This is a genomic window from Pseudonocardia lacus, from assembly GCF_018531445.1.
Classification (GTDB): Bacteria; Actinomycetota; Actinomycetes; order Mycobacteriales; family Pseudonocardiaceae; genus Pseudonocardia; species Pseudonocardia lacus.
In genome coordinates, this window is record NZ_JAHDTH010000079.1 from 15,278 (window position 1) to 33,221 (window position 17,944).

Annotated in this window: 17 protein-coding genes; 11 read left to right on the forward strand and 6 right to left on the reverse strand. The window is 74.0% G+C overall.

Annotated features, from left to right (window positions below; genetic code table 11):
• Positions 1–102: 102 nt before the first annotated feature.
• Positions 103–1,023, forward strand: a complete 921-nt coding sequence (locus KIK08_RS18145) for a PaaX family transcriptional regulator (protein ID WP_214404363.1) — start codon at positions 103–105, stop codon at positions 1,021–1,023.
• Between the two features lie 10 nt (positions 1,024–1,033).
• Here KIK08_RS18145 and KIK08_RS18150 read toward each other — a convergent pair whose 3' ends face one another.
• Complete coding sequence (locus KIK08_RS18150; protein WP_214404364.1) at positions 1,034–1,942, reverse strand: beta-keto acid cleavage family enzyme; 909 nt, start codon at positions 1,940–1,942, stop codon at positions 1,034–1,036.
• A 246-nt stretch (positions 1,943–2,188) separates the two neighbouring features.
• Between KIK08_RS18150 and KIK08_RS18155 the strand changes: the two genes are divergently transcribed.
• Entirely contained in the window at positions 2,189–3,490 is a 1,302-nt protein-coding gene (locus tag KIK08_RS18155) for an MFS transporter (protein ID WP_214404365.1), read from the forward strand.
• 22 nt (positions 3,491–3,512) lie between these two features.
• Here the strand turns inward: KIK08_RS18155 and KIK08_RS18160 are convergent, their stop codons facing one another.
• Positions 3,513–4,754 (reverse strand): GAF domain-containing sensor histidine kinase, encoded by a 1,242-nt coding sequence (locus tag KIK08_RS18160; RefSeq protein ID WP_214404366.1) that lies wholly within the window; start codon positions 4,752–4,754, stop codon positions 3,513–3,515.
• A gap of 120 nt (positions 4,755–4,874) precedes the next feature.
• Here KIK08_RS18160 and KIK08_RS18165 point away from each other — a divergent pair, with 120 nt between their 5' ends.
• Entirely contained in the window at positions 4,875–5,561 is a 687-nt protein-coding gene (locus KIK08_RS18165) for a response regulator (protein ID WP_214404367.1), read from the forward strand.
• Between the two features lie 30 nt (positions 5,562–5,591).
• Here the strand turns inward: KIK08_RS18165 and KIK08_RS18170 are convergent, their stop codons facing one another.
• Positions 5,592–6,521 (reverse strand): LysR family transcriptional regulator, encoded by a 930-nt coding sequence (locus KIK08_RS18170; protein ID WP_214404368.1) that lies wholly within the window; start codon positions 6,519–6,521, stop codon positions 5,592–5,594.
• A 119-nt stretch (positions 6,522–6,640) separates the two neighbouring features.
• On the opposite strand from KIK08_RS18170, the gene KIK08_RS18175 reads away from it, so the two are divergent.
• The 3 genes from KIK08_RS18175 to KIK08_RS18185 are packed head-to-tail and all read left to right on the forward strand — an operon-like array spanning position 6,641 to position 9,707.
• A complete protein-coding gene (locus KIK08_RS18175) occupies positions 6,641–7,645 on the forward strand; it encodes a fumarylacetoacetate hydrolase family protein (RefSeq protein WP_214404369.1) in 1,005 nt (334 codons plus the stop codon).
• Positions 7,642–8,763, forward strand: coding sequence for an FAD-dependent monooxygenase (locus tag KIK08_RS18180; RefSeq protein ID WP_214404370.1), 1,122 nt, complete (start codon positions 7,642–7,644; stop codon positions 8,761–8,763). Before KIK08_RS18175 ends, KIK08_RS18180 begins: the two co-directional genes overlap by 4 nt.
• Positions 8,760–9,707: a VOC family protein gene (locus KIK08_RS18185; protein ID WP_214404371.1), complete on the forward strand. Its 948-nt coding sequence runs from the start codon at positions 8,760–8,762 to the stop codon at positions 9,705–9,707. Before KIK08_RS18180 ends, KIK08_RS18185 begins: the two co-directional genes overlap by 4 nt.
• A 13-nt stretch (positions 9,708–9,720) precedes the next feature.
• Here KIK08_RS18185 and KIK08_RS18190 read toward each other — a convergent pair whose 3' ends face one another.
• From KIK08_RS18190 to KIK08_RS18200, 3 genes are read right to left on the reverse strand one after another with little or no spacing between them, the layout of a single operon-like run.
• The gene (locus KIK08_RS18190) at positions 9,721–10,656 is read right to left on the reverse strand and encodes an MBL fold metallo-hydrolase (RefSeq protein ID WP_214404372.1); all 936 of its coding nucleotides are present in this window, start codon (positions 10,654–10,656) and stop codon (positions 9,721–9,723) included.
• Positions 10,653–11,612 (reverse strand): fumarylacetoacetate hydrolase family protein, encoded by a 960-nt coding sequence (locus tag KIK08_RS18195; protein ID WP_214404373.1) that lies wholly within the window; start codon positions 11,610–11,612, stop codon positions 10,653–10,655. The genes KIK08_RS18190 and KIK08_RS18195 overlap by 4 nt, the downstream gene beginning before the upstream one ends.
• 18 nt (positions 11,613–11,630) lie before the next feature.
• Complete coding sequence (locus KIK08_RS18200) at positions 11,631–12,659, reverse strand: amidohydrolase family protein (RefSeq protein ID WP_214404374.1); 1,029 nt, start codon at positions 12,657–12,659, stop codon at positions 11,631–11,633.
• A gap of 232 nt (positions 12,660–12,891) precedes the next feature.
• On the opposite strand from KIK08_RS18200, the gene KIK08_RS18205 reads away from it, so the two are divergent.
• The 5 genes from KIK08_RS18205 (at position 12,892) to thpD (ending at position 17,884) form a co-directional block, all read left to right on the forward strand.
• On the forward strand, positions 12,892–14,196 hold the full coding sequence (locus tag KIK08_RS18205) for an MFS transporter (protein WP_214404375.1): 1,305 nt from the start codon (positions 12,892–12,894) through the stop codon (positions 14,194–14,196).
• Between the two features lie 94 nt (positions 14,197–14,290).
• Positions 14,291–14,821, forward strand: coding sequence for a diaminobutyrate acetyltransferase (gene ectA / locus KIK08_RS18210; protein WP_308257708.1), 531 nt, complete (start codon positions 14,291–14,293; stop codon positions 14,819–14,821).
• Positions 14,822–15,261: 440 nt separating this feature from the next.
• Entirely contained in the window at positions 15,262–16,554 is a 1,293-nt protein-coding gene (gene ectB / locus KIK08_RS18215; RefSeq protein WP_250557275.1) for a diaminobutyrate--2-oxoglutarate transaminase, read from the forward strand.
• Positions 16,551–16,961, forward strand: a complete 411-nt coding sequence (locus KIK08_RS18220; RefSeq protein WP_214404376.1) for an ectoine synthase — start codon at positions 16,551–16,553, stop codon at positions 16,959–16,961. Before ectB ends, KIK08_RS18220 begins: the two co-directional genes overlap by 4 nt.
• A complete protein-coding gene (thpD, locus tag KIK08_RS18225; RefSeq protein ID WP_214404377.1) occupies positions 16,958–17,884 on the forward strand; it encodes an ectoine hydroxylase in 927 nt (308 codons plus the stop codon). Before KIK08_RS18220 ends, thpD begins: the two co-directional genes overlap by 4 nt.
• Positions 17,885–17,944: the final 60 nt, after the last annotated feature.

Consider the following 17,944-nt stretch of genomic DNA (forward strand, 5'->3'; position numbering starts at 1 on the left):
GATCGCCTCCGCGCACCGTGGTTCGGGTCACACAGAAGCTAGAAGTAATCCTGACGTACGTCAACAATGTGTCTAACCTCAGCGGCGTGGCAGGCTCAGCGCATGCATCGGTCCGAAGCGGGGGAGCCCGGCGCGGCCCGGCGGGCGCTGGAGGTCTGGGGCGTGGCTGAGCCCGCGGAACCGGGCCTGCGACCGGGTCCGGCGACGGCCGGGCACCCGGGCGGGCACCGCCCCCAGGCCCTGCTGTTCAGCTTCTTCGGCGGGGTCGTGCTGGACCGCGACGTCCCGCCCATCCCGTCCGCGGTCTTCGTCCGCCTGCTCGGCGGCCTGGGCATCGCCGAGGCCGCGGCCCGCGCGACGCTGGCCCGGATGACCCGCCGCGGCCTGCTGGACCGCACCCAGGTCGGCCGGGCGGCCCACTACCGGCTCACGCCCCGGACCGAGGAGCTGGTCCGCAAGGCCAGCCGGCGGGTGTCGGCCGCGGCGCCGTTCGAGCACCCGGACGGCGAGTGGACGCTGCTGTGCTACTCCATGCCGGAGAGCCGGCGCGACCTGCGCCACCGGGTCCGCGCGACGCTGACGTGGGCGGGCTTCGGCGGGCTCCGCGACGGGGTGTGGATCGCTCCGGGAACCGTCGACGTCGCCGCGGTCCTCGCCGACGCCGGGCTCGACGAGGTCGCCGAGCTGGCGGAGTGGTTCGCGGCCTCGCCCATGTCGGCGGTGCGGGTGGCGGCCTTCATCCGGCGGGCCTGGCCGGTCGACGAGATCCGCGAACAGCACGAGGAGTTCATCCGGGCCTGGTGGGCCGGACCCGCCCCGGGTGACCCCCTGGGGCAGATCACGCTGTTGGGCGCGGACTGGTTGCGGGTCCTGCGCAGCGACCCGGGCCTGCCCGCGCAGCACCTGGCCGCCGACTGGCCGGCCGCCCAGAGCGCCGCGGTGTACCGGCGGTGCTACAGCGGCCTGCTGGCCGCGGCCGAACGGGCACTCGACCTCGAACTCGGGCGCTCCGCGGCCGGTTGATCCGCCGGTGTCAGCGGTTCAGGCCGAGGATGTCGCGGGCCTCGTCGGGGGTGGCCGGGCGGCGGCCGTAGATCGCCGCGATCCGGACCAGCTCCGCGACGAGTTCGTGGTTGCGCCCGGCGATCGAGCCGTCGGGGCGGTAGAGGCCGTCCTCGAAGCCGATGCGGGCGGTGGCGCAGCCCATGGCGATGCCGAGCGTGGCCCACCGGAAGTTGTCGCGGCCGGCGCCCAGCACGCCCCACACCGCGTTGGGGAAGCGGCTGAGCGAGAGGTTGCGCATGTACACGAGCGTCTCGGGGTCGGCGTCGACGTCGCCGATCCCGCCGCCGAGCAGGAGCCAGATGTAGGACGCGTCGCGGTCGAACAGGCCCTCGTCGGCGTAACGGGCCAGCCGGGCGATGACGTGGTTGTCGACGACCTCGTACTCCAGCGTCGAGCGCTTGTCGTAGATCGCCTTGATGGTCTGCTTGAGGTACTCCGGCGAGTTCACGTACGGGGTCTCGGTCGGGTAGCCGCCCTCGGGGTGCCAGAAGTCGGTCGAGCCCGCGGCCACGCCGTAGAGGTCCGGGGTGGGGTCGATGTCGATCAGCGCGAGGCGCTCCTCGTCGGTGGGCCAGACGACCTGCCCGGTCGCCGGGTCGCGCCGGACCCCGATGCCGTTCGTGGTCTGCAGGAGGACGTCGGTCCGCTCGCGGATGCGGCTGATGATGTCGCGGAAGACGGCGACGTCACCGGTGTTGGCGCCGTTCTCGTCGCGGGCGTGGACGTGGACGACGGCGGCGCCCGCCTCGCGGCACAGCCGCGCGTCCTCGGCGATCTCCTCGGGGCTGACGGGCACGAAGGCGCCGTCGCGGCTGAGCTGCATCCCGCCGTTGACCGCGGCGACGATGACGAGCGGCTGGCCGGGGGTGGTCGACATGGTGGTCCTCCGGTGGTGGATCTCGGGCCTCCGCCGCAACGCTAGGAGCCGGCCGGGTGGCCGTGGATCGCGCGGATGACGCCCGCCGATCGGCGGCGCCGCCGGGCGGGACGCGACACATGTCTCGTCGCGCGTCGTGCACACCGCCCGCGCCGGCCGGTCATCCGAGCCTGTCGGGGGCGGACCCGGCCTACATAGGTTCTGCCTCGCACCGCCCGGAGCACGCACGGCAGAGAGGCCACCGCGATGTCCGCACCCGCCGACCGTCAACCCACCCAGCTGCGCCGCGCCGTCACATCGAGCTACCTGGGCAGCGTGATCGAGTACTACGACTTCCTGCTCTACGCGACCGCGTCCGCGGTCGTGTTCAACACCGTGTTCTTCCCGAGCGTCGACCCGGCCACCGGCGTGATCGCCAGCTTCGGCACGCTCGTGGCCGGCTACGCCGCGAAGCCCGTCGGCGCGGCGCTGTTCGGCCACTTCGGCGACCGGATCGGCCGCAAGCGCACGCTGGTCGTGTCGATGACGGTGATGGGCACGGTCAGCGTGCTGATCGGCCTGCTGCCCGGCTACGCGACGATCGGGGTGTGGGCGCCGATCCTGCTCGTGGTGCTGCGCGTCCTGCAGGGGATCGCACTGGGCGGGGAGTGGGGCGGCTCGGTGCTGATCTCCACCGAGCACGCCACCTCGCGCCGTGGCCTCTGGGCGAGCTTCACCCTCTCCGGCGCCCCGAGCGGCACCGTGCTCTCCACGCTCGCGCTGACGATCGTCGCCGCCGCCGTCGGCAACGACGCGCTGATCGCCTGGGGCTGGCGGATCCCGTTCCTGCTCAGCGCGGTGCTGCTGGCGGTGGGGCTGTTCGTGCGGGCCAAGGTCGAGGAGACCCCCGTCTTCCGGCAGGAGCAGGTGAAGGCCCGGATACCGCTCGTCGAGGTGCTGCGCGCGCACCCGCGCGCCCTGCTGATCTCGGTCGGCATGGGTGTCGGTGCCTTCGTCGCGCAGGGCACCCTGACGGTCTTCCTCATCACCTACGCCGTGGCCGCCGGGTTCACCCGGCCCGCCGTGCTGAACGCGCTGACGATCTCGTCGGTGGTGGCGGCGGTCGGGGTGCTGGTGTTCGCCGCGCTGTCGGACCGGATCGGCCGGCGACCGGTGGTCGTGGCCGGCGCGGTGGCGATGGCCGCGTGGGCGTTCGCGATCTTCCCGCTGGTCGACTCCGGCTCGTTCGCGCTGCTGCTGCTGGCCGTGGTGGTCGGGCAGGGCGTCGTCCACACCGCGATGTTCGGGCCCATGGCCGCGCTCTACGCCGAGCTGTTCCCCACCCGCGTCCGCTACACCGGCGCGTCGCTGGGCCTCGGCCTGGCCGGCATCGCCTCCGGGCTCGCGCCACTGGTGTTCGCGGTGCTCGGCGCGAAGCCGGGCGACAGCGTCGTCGTGTCGGTGGTGATCGCGGCGTGCTGCCTGCTCACCGTGGGGTGCGTGCTGCTGGCCCGGGAGGCGAGCGCGACCCCGGTCGCCGGCGACGCCCGCGTCGAGGAACCCGCCTGAGCCCGGGGTCGTGGACCAGGGCTCAGCCCAGGCCGTGCACCGCGGTCGGGACCGGCACCCGGACGCGGACCCGGAATCCCGGGGCCGCGTCGCCGGTCGCCGTCGTGCCGCCCCAGCGCTGCGCGCGTTCGCGCATGGACACCAGCCCGAGCGCGCCGGAGCGGGGCGCCCGGCCCCCCGTCCCGACCCCGTCGTCGTCGATGTCGACGGCGACGTGGGCCCGGTCGGCGTCGTCCAGGACGCGCACCCGCACGACCGCCCGCGTCGCCGCGGCGTGCTTGACCACGTTGTGCAGGGCCTCCTGGACGATGCGGAACAGGTCCTCCTGCATCTCGGTCGGCAGCAGCCCCGGCTCGGCGGCGTCGAGCTCGGGGTCGATCTCGGTGTCGACCTCGACGCCCGCCGCGGCCGCGACCGACTCAGCGTGCCGCCGCACGGCCCCGGCCAGCCCGAGCTCGACGAGGTCGGCCGGGTGCAGTTGCAGCACCAGGCCGCGCAGGTCGGCCAGCGCGTGCTCGGCGAGCCCGGCGAGCTCGTCGGCGACGGCGCGGACCGACCGCGGGTCGCCGATCGCGGCCGTGCCGACCTGCTCGCTCAGCGCCGCGGCCTGCATCCGCATCGAGAAGACGTGCTGCACCGCGGAGTCGTGCAGGTCGCGGGCGAGGCGGGCGCGCTCGGCGGCGACCGCGTCGCGCCGCGAGCGGGCCAGCAGGTCCGCGGAGTCGACGGCCATGGCCGCGAGGTCGGCCATGGCGTCGAGGAACTCGACCGCCTCCGCGTCCGGGACCGTTCCGGGCGCGTAATAGGCGTTGAGGACGCCGAGCACGCGCTTGCGCACCGTCAGCGGCACGGCGACCAGGCTGTCCCAGTCCGACCCACCCATCGCCTCGTGCAGCGGCTCCCAGGCCGGGTCGGCCATCAGGGTGCTCTTGCGGTGCGCGACGACGACCGGCCGCGCGGTGCGGAACGCCTCGGCGAACATCGGTCGGGCGCCCCGCCTGCGGCACTGCTCCAAGCGCTGCGGGAAGTCCTCGCCGTCGATCGACCCGGCGTTGCCGACCACCCGCACGGTGCCGCCTTCGACGAGCAGGATCTGCACGGCCGCGATGTTCTCCGCCCGCGCGGCTTCGCGGGCGACCTCGTCGAGCGTGACGCGCAGCGATCCGGCGTCGGCGACGCTGGAGGCCGCCCGCGCGATGGCGGCGAGCCGGCGCTGCCCGTGGCGAGCGGCGTCGCCCCTGGAGCGCCCGTCGAGGTCAGCCACCCAACCCACCCGTCGTCGTCGGCGTCGGTACGCGGCGCGCGGACGGCAAGTCTTACCGGGCGGCGTCCCGGCCGGCAAGGATCACGTCCGTCCACGATCGTCCTCGGGCAGGAGCGCACGATGAGCGACCAGACCGTCGCGGGGGAGCCGAACGCGCCCATCCGGGTCCTGCTCGTCGACGACCACGCGGTGGTGCGCCGGGGCGTCCGCGCCTACCTCGACGGGTACGCCGACATCGAGGTCGCCGCCGAGGCGAGCAGCGGAGGGGAGGCGCTGGACGGGCTCGCCGCGATGGCCGCGCACGGCGAGCTCCCCGACGTCGTGCTCATCGACCTGCTCATGCGGGGGCTCGACGGGGTCGCGGCCACCGCGCGCATCGTCCGCCGGCACCCGACGGTCCGCGTCGTGGTGCTGACCAGCTTCGGCGAGCGCGAACGGGTCCACGCCGCGCTCGCCGGCGGCGCGACCGGGTTCCTGCTCAAGGACGCGAAACCCACGGAGATCGTCGCGGCGATCCGCGCGGCCGCGCGCGGCGGCGTCTTCCTCGATCCGGCGGTGGCCCGCCGGCTCACCCAGGAGATCGTGGCGCCGGCGACCGGGCTGGCCTCGCTGACCGAGCGCGAACGCGCGGCGCTCGTGCTGGTGGCGAAGGGCCGGTCGAACCAGGAGATCGCCGACGAGCTGCTGATCTCCGAGCGCACGGTCCGCACCCACGTCAGCGGCGTGTTGCGCAAGCTCGGCTTGTCCTCGCGCACGCAGGCCGCGGTCGTCGCGGTCCGGGAGGGGATGCTGCCCGCCGACCCCTGATCGGCGGGCAGCATCTCCGCGCCCGCGACGTCACACGGCGAGCTGTGCGCACGCGTCGCAGACCAGGTGGCGCAGCCAGGTGTGTGCGGGGTCGCGGGTGTGCGCGGGGTGCCAGCAGAGGGACTCGATGATGGGTCCGGCGTCGATGGGCAGCGGCAGCGCCCGGGTCGCGGTGGCGTCGGCGAGGCGCTCGGCGAGCCGCCGGGGCACGGCGGCCACCCGGTCGCTGCCCGAGACCAGCATCGGCAGCGACTGGAAGTTGTCCACCCCGCCCTCGATGCGAGGCTCGACCCCGAACGCGGCGAGGCGGTGGAACGGCGCGCTCACCGCGTCGGGGCGGTGGTGGGTGACGAGCCAGGGCGCCGCGGTCAGTTCCTGCAGCGTCGGTTCGTCGGAGATCGCGGGGTTGTCCTGGGCGGCGATCACCGCCCATTCGTCGCGGTAGAGGCTGACGCTGGGGTAGCCGGAGGCGTAGCCGTGCGGCAGGACGACGCCGTCCACCGTGCGCAGCATCGCGTCGAAGTCCGGGGCGCGGCTGGCGATGCCGAGCTCCTTGAGGTGCAGCCGGGCCCCGGGCGCCCGTTCCCGCAGCAGCCGCAGCAGCGGGTCGCCGAAGACCATGACCGCGTAGTCGGAGGCGATCAGGCTGAACGACTGGTCGGTGGTGGTCGGGTCGAACGAGGACTGGGTGGCGAAGGTGCGCTCGACGATGTCGATCGCGGCCGCCGACCGCTCGCGCAGGGTGATCGCCAGCGGAGTCAGCTCGTAGCTGTTGCCCACCCTGGTCAGCAGGTCGTCGGCGAAGTGCCGGCGCAGCCGGGCGAGCAGCGCACTGGTCGAGGGCTGGCTCAGGCCCAGCCGCTGGCCGGCGCGGGTGACGTTGCGCTCCTCGAGCAGGGCGTTGAGCGCGACCAGGAGATTGAGGTCCAGACTGCCCAGCCGCAATTCCGTCCCTCCCATCAGCGACGGCGATGACGCTATCGGAACTATTGATTTCTCCGATCACGATCAGCTTGCCACATTGGGGCGTCGAATCAATGCATCGTTGGGCGACGACGCGGGGCCGACGAGGAGGTCGGATGAGTTCTGACGCAGGACGTGGTGCCGACCTCGCGGGCGGTTTCGCGCTGGGCACCTTCTCCCGGCCCGGGGCGCCCACCCGCTTCCCCGGGCTGGTGGTCGGCGATCGGGTGCTCGACCTCCGCGCCGGACCGCGAGCGGTGGCGAGCACGCGCGACCTGCTCGCCGACTGGGACGCCGCGCTGCCCCGGCTCTCCGCGCTCGCCGCCGATCCGGCGGGGGAGTGGCTCGAACTGGCCGGGCTGCGGGTGCACGCCCCGGTCGAGCCGCGCCAGGTCGTGCAGGCCGGGATGAACTACCGCACCCACGTGCTCGACCTGGTCGTGGCGCACGCCGCCGCCGACGACCCGCGCGACCCGGCCGAGATCCGCGCCGAGGCCGCCGCCCGCATGGACGCCCGCCCGCCCGGCGATCCGGTGCTGTTCCTGGGCAGCCCCACCGCGGTCGCGGGCCCGTTCGACGACCTGGTGCTGCCCGGCTACAGCACCGAGCACGACTGGGAGCTGGAGCTGGCCGCGGTGATCGGTCGGCCGGCGTTCCGGGTCGGCCGCGACGAGGCGCTCGGCCACGTGGCGGCGTACACGATCGCCAACGACGTGACCACGCGCGACCTCGTGATGCGCGAGGGGACGCCCGGGATGGACTGGTTCCGGTCGAAGAACGCGCCCGGCTTCCTGCCCACCGGCCCCTTCCTGGTGCCGGCCGCGGCCGTGGGCGACCCGATGGGCCTGCACGTGCTGCTCACCGTCAACGGCACCACCATGCAGGACGAGTCGACCAAGGACATGCTCGTCGACGTGGCCGGGCTGGTGTCCGCGGCCTCGCGCACCCTGCGCCTGCTGCCCGGCGACCTGCTGCTCACCGGCAGCCCGGCCGGCAACGGCAAGGGCCGCGGCCGGATGCTGCGCCCCGGCGACGTGATGGCGGGCTCGATCACCGGGCTCGGCGAGCAGGTGGTGCGCTGCGTCGCCGAGCCGGCCGGCTGGACGGGGGAGCCGGCGTGAACGCCGGGAGGTCGGTGCTCGTCATCGGCGGCGGCACGGTCGGCAACGCGCTGGCGATCCTGCTGCGCCGGGCCGGGGTCCGGGTCGACCTGGTCGAGCTCGACCCGGACTGGAGCGCGCTCGGCTCCGGGATCACCCTGCAGGGCAACGCGCTGCAGGTGCTGCACGAGCTGGGCATCTGGGACGAGGTCTCCGCCAAGCTGGAGGCGTCCGGCCCGCCGGGGCCCTTCCCCGCGCTCGGCGGTCCGCACGTGCCGCACAGCGGCGCGATGTACCGCCCGGACCTGCAGGAGATCCTGTGCCGGGCCGTGCGGGCGAGCGGGGCCGACGTCCGGTTGGGCGTCACCGCCTCGGCGCTGGAGGACGTCGGAGACGGCGTCGTCGCCACGTTCACCGACGGCACGACCGGTCGCTACGACCTCGTGGTCGGCGCCGACGGGATCCGGTCGGCGGTGCGGCGGATGATCGGCATCGAGGCCGAGCCGACCGCCACAGGCCTGGCGATCTGGCGGGTCCACGCCCGCCGCCCGGCGGCCGCGGTGCACAGCGGGCTCGCGCACGGCAGACCCGTGTACATCGCCGGGTACTCGCCGGTGAGCCCGACCCACCTCTACGCCTACGTCGTCGAGGACGCCCGGCCCCGGGCCGAGGTCGAGGCCCTCGACGCCGCCGCGGAGATGCGCCGGGTGGCCGCGCCCGTCGAGGGCGAGGTGTGGGAGGGCATCCGCGCGGACATGACCGACCCGGCCCGCATCGACTACCGCTACTTCGAGTACCTGCTCGTCGACGACCCCTGGTTCCGCGGTCGCACGATCGTCATCGGCGACGCCGCGCACGCCTGCCCGCCCACCCTGGCCCAGGGCGCGGCGATGGGGCTGGAGGACGCCTCGGTGCTGGCCCGGCTGGTGTCCTCGGCGGCGCAGGTCGACGCGGGCGTGCTGGCGGAGTTCATGCGCCTGCGGTTCGACCGGGTGCGGCTGGTGGTCGAGACCTCCGTGCAGATCTGCCGGGCGCTGCTCGACCCGGACTCCGGCATCAACACATTCGCCCTGATGGGGCAGACCATGCAGACCCTCGCGGCCGGTGACCCGGCCCGGCCACAAGGAGCGACCCCATGACCGGCGCTGCGCCCGACCGCCTGATCACCCACCTGCGCCACGTCGACCTCGCCGTCCCCGACTTCGGCCGGCAGCTGGCCTTCTACCAGGACCTGTGGGGCCTGGAGCCGGTGGCGTCGGACACCGGGCTGGCGTTCCTGGCCGCGGTCGGCTCTCCGGAGCAGTACGTCGTGCGGCTGCGCGAGGCCACCGAGAAGCGGGTCGACCTGGTGTCGTTCGGGGCGGCGTCGGCCGAGGACGTCGACGCGCTGGCCGAGCGGCTGGGCCGGGCGGGCGTGCGGCTGGTGACCGAGCCGGGGAAGGTCGACCTGCCCGGCGGCGGCTACGGCTTCCGGTTCTTCGACCCCGACGGCCGGGTGATCGAGGTGTCCGCGGACGTCGCGCCGCGCGAGCACCGCAAGGTCGAAGCGGGCGAGTCGGTGCCGGTGCGGCTGTCCCACTGCGTGATCAACTCGCCGGACCCGGACGCGCTGGTCTCCTGGTACGAGCAGCACCTGGACTTCCGGCTGTCCGACACGCTGGCGATCCCGCACGCCGGCGCGCTGATGCACTTCATGCGGTGCAACCCCCAGCACCACAGCTTCGCGATCGCCCGCGGCAAGCACGCGTCGCTGCACCACGTGTCGTTCGAGATGCGCGGCCTCGACGAGTTCATGCGCGGCACCGGGCGGCTGCTGCGCGCGGGCGCGCAGCTGATGTGGGGGCCGGGGCGGCACCTGGCCGGGGACAACACCTTCAGCTACTTCGTCGACCCCAGCGCGAACGTCATGGAGTACACGACGGAGATGGAACTGCTCGACGAGGACGCCTGGCACCCCGCCGTGCACGACCTGACCGACCCGTCGGTGCAGGACCAGTGGGGCACCGCCAACTCGGTGGAGGACATGATGGCCAAGTCCCCGGCCGACACCGCGGACCCGGTGTTCGTGGCGCCCCCGGTCTGACCGGTCCGGGGGGTCAGGCCCGGCAGGTCAGCGGGCGCCCCCCGTTGTAGGCGACCATGTCGCGGAACGCGGCGGGCACGTCGATCGGGCCGCCCGGCTCCCCGCCGGTCGACTCGTGGGGGACCTCGACGTACGCGCGGTGCAGGTTGCCGACGATCCGCTCGGCCTCGCTCCACCCGGCGTACTCGCCCAGGTCGGTCTCCCTGGCCGCCTCCAGCGGCGAGAGGCCGGCCTCGACGCCCCGGCGGGCGACGTCCTGGACGAATCGCAGGTACCGCACGGTCGGCTCGATCAGCTCCGGGCCGCAGACGGGGCCGTGCCCGGGCACGATGGTCCGCGCGCCGAGCGGGGCGATCACCGACTCCAGCACCGCGATGGCCCCGGCCACCGAGCCGCTCAGCAGGAACGGGGTGCCGCCCTGGAACAGCAGGTCACCGGCGTAGAGCACGGAGCGCTCCGGCACCCAGACGATCGAGTCGTTGGTGGTGTGCGCGGGCGTGCCGACGTGGCGGACCTCGCAGCGCAGGTCGTCCACCCAGAGCGTGATGCCCTCGGTGTAGGTCAGGAACGGCGGCGCGGGCGGCAGCTCGCCGGGGTCGTAGGGCTCGAAGATCCCGGCCAGCGGCGCGGGGCGCGGACCGACCAGCGCCGCGCGGGTGCGCTCGTGGGCGACGATCGTGGCCCCGGGGAACCAGCCGTTGCCGGCGACGTGGTCGGGGTGGCTGTGCGTGTTGACCAGGGTGTGCACCGGGCCGCGGCCGAGCGCGGCGACGCCGTCGGCGAAGGCGCGGGTGCGCCGCTCGGTGGAGCTGGAGTCGACCGCGACCACGCCGCCGGAGCCGACCAGCACGCCGGTGTTGTTGATCATCCAGCTGCCGTCGGGCTGGACGTAGGCGTAGAGGCCGCCGCCGAGGTCCTCCAGCCGCGGCGGACCGAGCACCGCGGTCATGCCCGCACGTCGCTCGCCCGGCGCGCCGGGGGGATGGGCAGGGGATCGGCGCCGGCCACGACCCGGTTGCGGATCGTGCCGATGCCCTGCACGGTCATCTCGACCACGTCGCCGACCCGCAGCGGCGGCGGGTCGTTCCGGCTGCCGCGGCGGTGCCACAGCTCCATGAGGCAGCCGTTGCCGCAGGTGCCCGAGCCGAGCACGTCGCCTGGGCGGACCCAGGCGCCGCGGGAGGCGTAGGCGACCAGGTCCTCGAACCGCCACGCCATGTTCGCCAGGGTGTCCGAGCCGATCTCCACGCCGTTGACCGACACCGCCATCCGCAGGTCGAACCGGCCGTCGCGGCGGTGGGGCTCCAGCTCGTCGGCGGTGACCAGCCAGGGCCCCAGCGTGGTGGCGCTGTCCTTGCCCTTCACCGGACCGAAGCCCAGCGCCATCTCGGCGAGCTGGGTGTCGCGCGCGCTCCAGTCGTTGAAGATCAGGTAGCCGGCGATGTGCTCGCGGGCCTGCTCGGGCGTGAGGTCGCGACCCGCGCGCCCGATGACCGCGGCCACCTCAAGTTCGAAGTCGAAAAGCTCGCAGCCCGGCGGCACGGGCACGTCGTCGTGCGGACCGACGACGCCGTTCGGGTTGGAGAAGTAGAAGACCGGGATCTCGTACAGGCCGGGGTTGCCGGTCTCGCCGGGCCCGCGGCCCAGCGCCATCCCCTCGATGTGCTGCTCGAAGGCGATGAAGTCGCGCACCGCGGGCGGGCGCAGCGGTGCGGTGAGCGCGACCTCGGCCAGCGAGCGGGTCTCGCCGCCCGCGCGGGCCCGCGCGGCCGCGTCCGCCAGCGACGTCGGGGCGTCCGCGAGCAGGTCGACGAGGTCGGTGCCCGGCGGGAGCGCGTGCAGGGTCTCGCCGTCCAGCAGGCCCACCCGGGTGGCGTCGTGCTCGGTCCAGGCCGCGAAGCGCATGTGTCCTCCGTGCGGGGGTCAGGGGTGGGCGTCGACGGGGGCCAGCGCGAACAGGTCCGCGGCGGTGCCGCCGCGGATCGCGGTGGCGGTCGCGTCGTCGAAGCCGGCGGCGGCGAGGTCGGCCACCGGGTCGTCGCTGCCCATGTCGAACGGGAAGTCCGAGCCCAGCAGCACCCGGTCGGCCCCGACCACCTCGACGAGGTGACGCAGCACCGCCGGGCTGTGCACCACGGTGTCGTACCACATGCGGGCCGCGTAGCTGCTCGGCGGCGCGGCGCAGGTGCGGCTCTCCGGGCGGACGTGCCAGCCGCGGTCGGCCCGACCCAGGTGGGTGGGCAGGTAGCCGCCGCCGTGCGCGGCCAGCAGCCGCAGCCCGGGGTGGCGGTCCAGGACCCCGGAGAAGATCACGTGCGAGAGCGCGACGGCGTGCTCGACCGGCTGGCCGACGATGTTGGCCAGGTACCAGTCGCCCAGGCGCTCGTCCATGCTGCAGCCGAACGGGTGCAGGAACACGACGGCGCCGCTCTCGGCGGCCAGCGCCCAGAACTCCTCCAGGCCCGGGTCGGACAGCTCGACCGTGCCCGCGTAGCTGGAGACCTCGACCCCGCGCAGGCCCGCGTCGAGGGCGTCGCGCAGCGCCGCGGCGGTCAGGTGCGGGTGCTGCAGGGGGACCAGGCCGAGCCCGACCAGGCGCTGCGGTGCCGCGGCGCAGTGCTCGGCGACCGCGGCGTGGGCGGTCCGGTAGACCGCCTCGGCCGTCTGCGGGTCGGCCCACGGGTGGTAGTGGTTCGGCGACGGGCTGACCACCTGGACGTCGACGCCGGTGGCGTCCATGGCCTGCAGCCGCACCGCGACGTCGGTGAGCTTGCCGATGATCGGGGCCAGGAACGCGCGCGCCGCCGCAGGGTCCGCCCCGGCGCCGGTCCGCCGCCGCTCGGCGTCCTGGTGGGCGCGCAGGTCGGGGTGCTCGGCCACCACCTGCTCGACCGCCGGGATCAGCAGGTGCGCGTGCACGTCCACGGTCGGCGACGCGGGTGCTGCGGCCATGCGGGTCCTCCCTGCGCTGGGACCGGTCCACCCTCGCAGCCGCCGCCGGGATGCGGAAATCGGAAACGGCGATGCCGTGATCATGACGGCCGATGGCCGGGGCCGGCGGAACGATCGGCGACCGTTATGCCCCCATCGCAACAACCGATTTCCCGGCCGGTGCGGAGCTGGGCATAGTTCGTCGGCAGGAATGGGCAGGACAGCCAATGTCGACTCGTCCGTCAGGAGCACCATGTCCACTACCGGCGCCGAGCGCCCGGCCACGCCCGAGCCCGAGCAGGCCCCCGCCGTCGACGTCCCGCCCGCCGGCGAGGGGCGGGTCGGCGCCCGGTTCCTGTTCGGCTACGCCTTCGCCTACTTCGGGGCGCTGGCCGCCACGCTGGCGCCGGTCATCCTCACCCTGCAGCTCAAGGTCGCCCAGCTGACCGCGGTGACACCGGAGATCGCGCTGTCGACGGTGCTGGGCATCGGCGCGCTGGCGGCCATCGTGGCGAACCCGGTGTTCGGCCGGCTCTCCGACCGCACGACGAGCCGGTGGGGCATGCGCCGGCCGTGGCTGGTCGGCGGCGTGCTGGTGGCGCTGGTCGGGCTGCTGGTGGTGGCGGTGGCGCCGAGCATCGCGGTGATGGCGGTGGGCTGGGTCATCGCCCAACTCGGCTTCGCGGCCAACCTGTCGGTGCTCATCGCGCTGCTGGCCGACCACGTCCCGCTGCACCAGCGCGGGTCGGTGTCCGGCCTGCTCGGGTTCGCCCAGGCGGTGGCGACCGTGGCGGGCATCGCGGTCGCCACGGCGCTGTCGTCGAACAACGTCGCGATGTTCCTGGTGCCCGGTCTGCTGATGCTGGTGGGGACCGTCGTGCTGGCCCTCCTGCTGCCCGACCGCAGGCTCGCCCCGGCCGACCGCCCGCCGCTGGACCTCGGCGAGCTGGCCCGCAGCTACCGGCTGAGCCCGCGCCGGTTCCCCGACTTCAGCTGGGCGTGGCTCAGCCGGTTCGCCCTCTGGATGTCGATCTCGCTGGTGCTGACCTACCAGCTGTTCTTCCTGCGCGCCCGGCTCGGCCTGGACGAGGCCGCGGCCGCCCAGATGGTGCTGTTCGGAGTGCTCGCCCAGACCGCGACGATCGCGGTCAGCGCGTTCGTGACCGGACGGCTGTCGGACCGCTTCGGCCACCGCCGGTACTTCGTCGCCGCCGCGGCGACGGTCTTCGCGATCGGCCTGCTGATACTGGCCTTCGACACGACCGTCCCGGTCTACCTGGTGGCGATGGTGGTGTGCGGCATCGGCCAGGGCACCTACGTCGCGGTCGACCTGGCGCTGATCACCGACGTGCTGCCGGACCGGGAGCTCGACGCGGCCAAGGACATGGGCCTGGTCAACGTCTCCAGCACCCTCACCCAGACCCTCGCCCCCGCCATCGCTCCGCTCTTCCTGGCGATCGGCGGCGGCACCCAGAACTACACCGCGCTGTTCGTGGCCGGTGCGGGGTGGGCGGTGATCTCCGCGCTGGCGGTGCTGCGGGTGCGGAGCGCCCTGTGACGGTGAGCTGTTCCGGCGACGCGATCGCCCACCTGTCTTGCGGTTCCCTGACGTACAGCGGTCCGGTCGGAGATCGCTGTTACCTTCCCGTGACGTGTCCCGACCACCTCATCCACCTGCCCGGACGGCGAACGGCGCCGCCGCGTTCGTGCTCGACCGGCCCGTCGTCGCCGACGGGCCGTCGTGCCACCGGCTGGCCCGCAAGGCGGGGACGCTGGACGTCAACTCGCCCTACGCCTACCTGCTGTGGTGCCGCGACTTCGCGGACACCTCGGTGATCGCCCGGCGCGGCGGCGCTCCCATCGGCTTCGTCACCGGCTTCCGCAGGCCCGCCGCGCCGGGCACGCTGTTCGTCTGGCAGGTGGCCGTGTCGCCGGACGAGCGGGGCCGCGGGGTGGCCGCGGCCATGCTCGACGACCTGGTCGACCGGCTACCCGTCGACCACGTGGAGGCCACGGTCACCCCGGAGAACACCGCGTCCCAGGCGCTCTTCACCGCGCTCGCCGCCCGGCGCGGCGCGCGGCTGGCGCGAACAGGCCTGTTCGACGTCGAGCAGCTCGGTGCCGGCCACGCGCCGGAGGTCCTGCTCCGGATCGGACCGATCGACCGGCCCCGCCCGGCCTGAACGGGGGGTGGCGGCCGACGGGTCCGCCACGTCACACGCCGCCCGGGCGTGCCCTTCACCGGGACGGAACGGGCTCCCCAGCCGCTGCCGCCCCTCGTCGCCCGGCGACCGGAATCCTCCGACCCGTCGGCCACCGCAACCCGTTGTAGTGCACGGGGTGGACTGCGCGCGCGCCGCGCGCCGCACTGTCAGGAGCTCGTCAGGTGCTGCGCCCGGTCGATGCCGCGGATCGCCGCCGCCGATGTCCCGCAGCCCCGGGTGGATCATCGGGAATCGCTGCCGCGGTACCCGTGGTCGCGGTCACAAAAACCGCGGTGCGCCTTGCGATCACCTGACGGGCCGGGGGTGCGCGGAAATCCGCTGTTAACTTCCCGGGACATGTCTGCATCCGTCGCGAACGACCTCGCTCACGCACAACGGCCCGGTGCCCCGACCGACCGATGACCAGCGGCCTCGACAACGACACGATGACGACGATCTTCGATGAGCTCGAGTCGCAGGTGCGCAGCTACTGCCGGAACTGGCCGGTCACCTTCGACTCCGCGGTCGGGTCCCGGGTGCGCGACGTCCAGGGCCGCCGGTACCTGGACTTCTTCGCCGGCGCCGGTGCGCTCAACTACGGGCACAACCCGCGGGCGCTGAAGGAGCCGCTGCTCGACTACATCGCCCGTGACGGGATCACGCACTCGCTGGACATGTTCACCCGCGCCAAGGCCGATTTCCTGCGCACATTCCGGGACCTGGTCCTGCGGCCGCGCGGACTGGACTACCGGGTGCAGTTCCCGGGCCCGACGGGGGCCAATTCCGTGGAGGCGGCGCTCAAGCTCGCCCGCAAGGTCACCGGCCGGGAATCGGTGATCAACTTCACCAACGCCTTCCACGGCATGACCCTGGGCGCGCTGTCGGTGACGGGCAACTCCATGAAGCGCGGCGGCGCCGGCATCCCGCTCGTGCACGCCACCCCCATGCCGTTCGACAACTACTTCCGCGGCACCGTGCCCGACTTCATCTGGCTGGAGCGGCTGCTGGCCGACGCCGGCGGTGGCCTCAACGAGCCGGCGGCCGTCATCGTCGAGACCGTGCAGGGCGAGGGCGGCATCAACCCCGCCCGGGTCGAGTGGCTGCAGGCCCTCGCCGAGCTCTGCCGCCGCCACGAGATCCTGCTCATCGTCGACGACGTCCAGATGGGAGCGGGGCGCACCGGCCCGTTCTTCTCCTTCGAGATCGCCGGCATCACCCCCGACATCGTCTGCCTGTCGAAGTCGATCAGCGGCTACGGGCTGCCGATGGCGCTCACCCTGATCCGCCCCGAGTTCGACCAGTGGGCCCCCGGCGAGCACAACGGGACCTTCCGCGGCAACAACGCCGCCTTCGTCACCGCCACCGCGGCCCTGCGCGAGTACTGGGCCGACGACCGGCTGGTGCGCTCCACCCTGGCCAAGGGCGAGCGCGTCCACGAGGTGCTCGACGGGTTGGCCGAGGCGGTCCCGGGCGCCGAGCTCGTCCCCAGGGGGCGCGGGCTGGCGCGCGGGCTGGCCTTCGCCCAGCCCGACCTCGCGGTGAAGGCCTGCACGGCGGCCTTCGAGCGCGGGCTGCTGGTGGAGACCGCCGGGCCGGCCGACGAGGTCATGAAGATCATGCCACCGCTGACCGTGACCGACGACGAGCTCGACGAGGGCCTGGCCGTCGTCGTCGACGCGGTCCGCGCCGTCACCGAGGGGGTGCTCACATGATCGTCCGGACCCTGAACGAGATCACCGGGACCGAGCGCGACGTGCAGGCCGGGGGCTGGCGCAGCAGGCGGCTCCTGCTCGCCGGCGACGGCGTCGGGTTCTCGCTGCACGAGACCGTCCTCGAACCCGGTTCGGTGCACGACTTCTGGTACGCCCACCACGTCGAGGCCGTCCTGGTCGTGGAGGGGGACGGCGAGCTGCTGGACAAGGACGCCGGCCGCACGCACCAGCTGGGCCCGGGCTCGCTGTACGTCCTCGACGGCCACGAGCACCACCAGCTGCGCCCGCGCACGCGGATGCGCACGGTGTGCGTGTTCAACCCCCCGGTCACCGGCCGGGAGGTCCACGACGAGCACGGCGCCTACCCACCGCCGGCCGTGCCGGCGAGGGGGGAGGCCGGCCGATGAACCGCGCCTTCACCGTGCTCGACGACCGCTACCCCACGCGCGTCTCGGACCTGCCGGCCCTGCTCGACCGCGCCGATCCGACGGTGTGGGCCGACGGCCGGCTGCCCGGACCGCTGTCCGCCGACGAGCTGGCCGCCCACGACCGGGACGGGTTCCACACCGTCGCGGACCTGCTCGCCCCGGACGAGGTGCGGGGGTTCGCCGCCGAGCTCGACCGGCTCGCCACCGACCCGGCGGTGCTCGCCGACGAGCGCACGATCGTCGAGAAGACCTCCCGGGAGGTCCGGTCGATCTTCGAGGTGCACCGGCTGAGCGAGGCCGTCGCCGAGCTGGTCGCCGACGACCGGCTCGCCGGCCGGGCCCGCCAGCTCCTGGGCGGGGACGTCTACGTGCACCAGAGCCGCATCAACTACAAGCCGGGCTTCGGCGGCGGGGGCTTCTACTGGCACTCCGACTTCGAGACCTGGCACGCCGAGGACGGCATGCCCGCGCCGCGCGCGGTGAGCATCTCGATCGCGCTCACCGAGAACTTCGCGCACAACGGCTGCCTGATGATCATGCCCGGCTCGCACCGGACGTTCGCGTCCTGCGTCGGGGAGACCCCGGACGAGCACTACAAGCAGTCGCTGCGCGAGCAGCAGATCGGCACCCCCGACCGGCGCAGCCTGCGCATGCTCGCCGACCGGTACGGCATCGCGATGATGACCGGGGCGGCCGGGTCGGCGACGGTGTTCGACTCCAACTGCATGCACGGGTCGGCCGAGAACATCACCCCCTACCCGCGGTCGAACATCTTCGTGGTCTTCAACAGCGTGGACAACGCGCTGCAGGCGCCGTTCGCCGCCGCCCGGCCCCGCCCCGAGCACGTGGCGGCGCGGGAGCGGACACCGGTCGTCGGCCGCCCCACGGGGGGTGTCCGGTGAGCGGGCCCGCGTGGAGCAGGCGCGCGCTGCTGCGCCGCGGCGCGCTGGCCGGCGCGGCCG

Bases quoted from the DNA above. Each gene is read 5' to 3' on its own strand.
- KIK08_RS18145 (WP_214404363.1), top strand. From the start codon at position 103: ATGCATCGGTCCGAAGCGGGGGAGCCCGGCGCGGCCCGGCGGGCGCTG.
- KIK08_RS18150 (WP_214404364.1), bottom strand. From the start codon at position 1,942: ATGTCGACCACCCCCGGCCAGCCGCTCGTCATCGTCGCCGCGGTCAAC.
- KIK08_RS18155 (WP_214404365.1), top strand. From the start codon at position 2,189: ATGTCCGCACCCGCCGACCGTCAACCCACCCAGCTGCGCCGCGCCGTC.
- KIK08_RS18165 (WP_214404367.1), top strand. From the start codon at position 4,875: ATGAGCGACCAGACCGTCGCGGGGGAGCCGAACGCGCCCATCCGGGTC.
- KIK08_RS18170 (WP_214404368.1), bottom strand. From the start codon at position 6,521: ATGGGAGGGACGGAATTGCGGCTGGGCAGTCTGGACCTCAATCTCCTG.
- KIK08_RS18175 (WP_214404369.1), top strand. From the start codon at position 6,641: ATGAGTTCTGACGCAGGACGTGGTGCCGACCTCGCGGGCGGTTTCGCG.
- KIK08_RS18185 (WP_214404371.1), top strand. From the start codon at position 8,760: ATGACCGGCGCTGCGCCCGACCGCCTGATCACCCACCTGCGCCACGTC.
- KIK08_RS18190 (WP_214404372.1), bottom strand. From the start codon at position 10,656: ATGACCGCGGTGCTCGGTCCGCCGCGGCTGGAGGACCTCGGCGGCGGC.
- KIK08_RS18195 (WP_214404373.1), bottom strand. From the start codon at position 11,612: ATGCGCTTCGCGGCCTGGACCGAGCACGACGCCACCCGGGTGGGCCTG.
- KIK08_RS18200 (WP_214404374.1), bottom strand. From the start codon at position 12,659: ATGGCCGCAGCACCCGCGTCGCCGACCGTGGACGTGCACGCGCACCTG.
- KIK08_RS18205 (WP_214404375.1), top strand. From the start codon at position 12,892: ATGTCCACTACCGGCGCCGAGCGCCCGGCCACGCCCGAGCCCGAGCAG.
- ectB (WP_250557275.1), top strand. From the start codon at position 15,262: ATGACCAGCGGCCTCGACAACGACACGATGACGACGATCTTCGATGAG.
- KIK08_RS18220 (WP_214404376.1), top strand. From the start codon at position 16,551: ATGATCGTCCGGACCCTGAACGAGATCACCGGGACCGAGCGCGACGTG.
- thpD (WP_214404377.1), top strand. From the start codon at position 16,958: ATGAACCGCGCCTTCACCGTGCTCGACGACCGCTACCCCACGCGCGTC.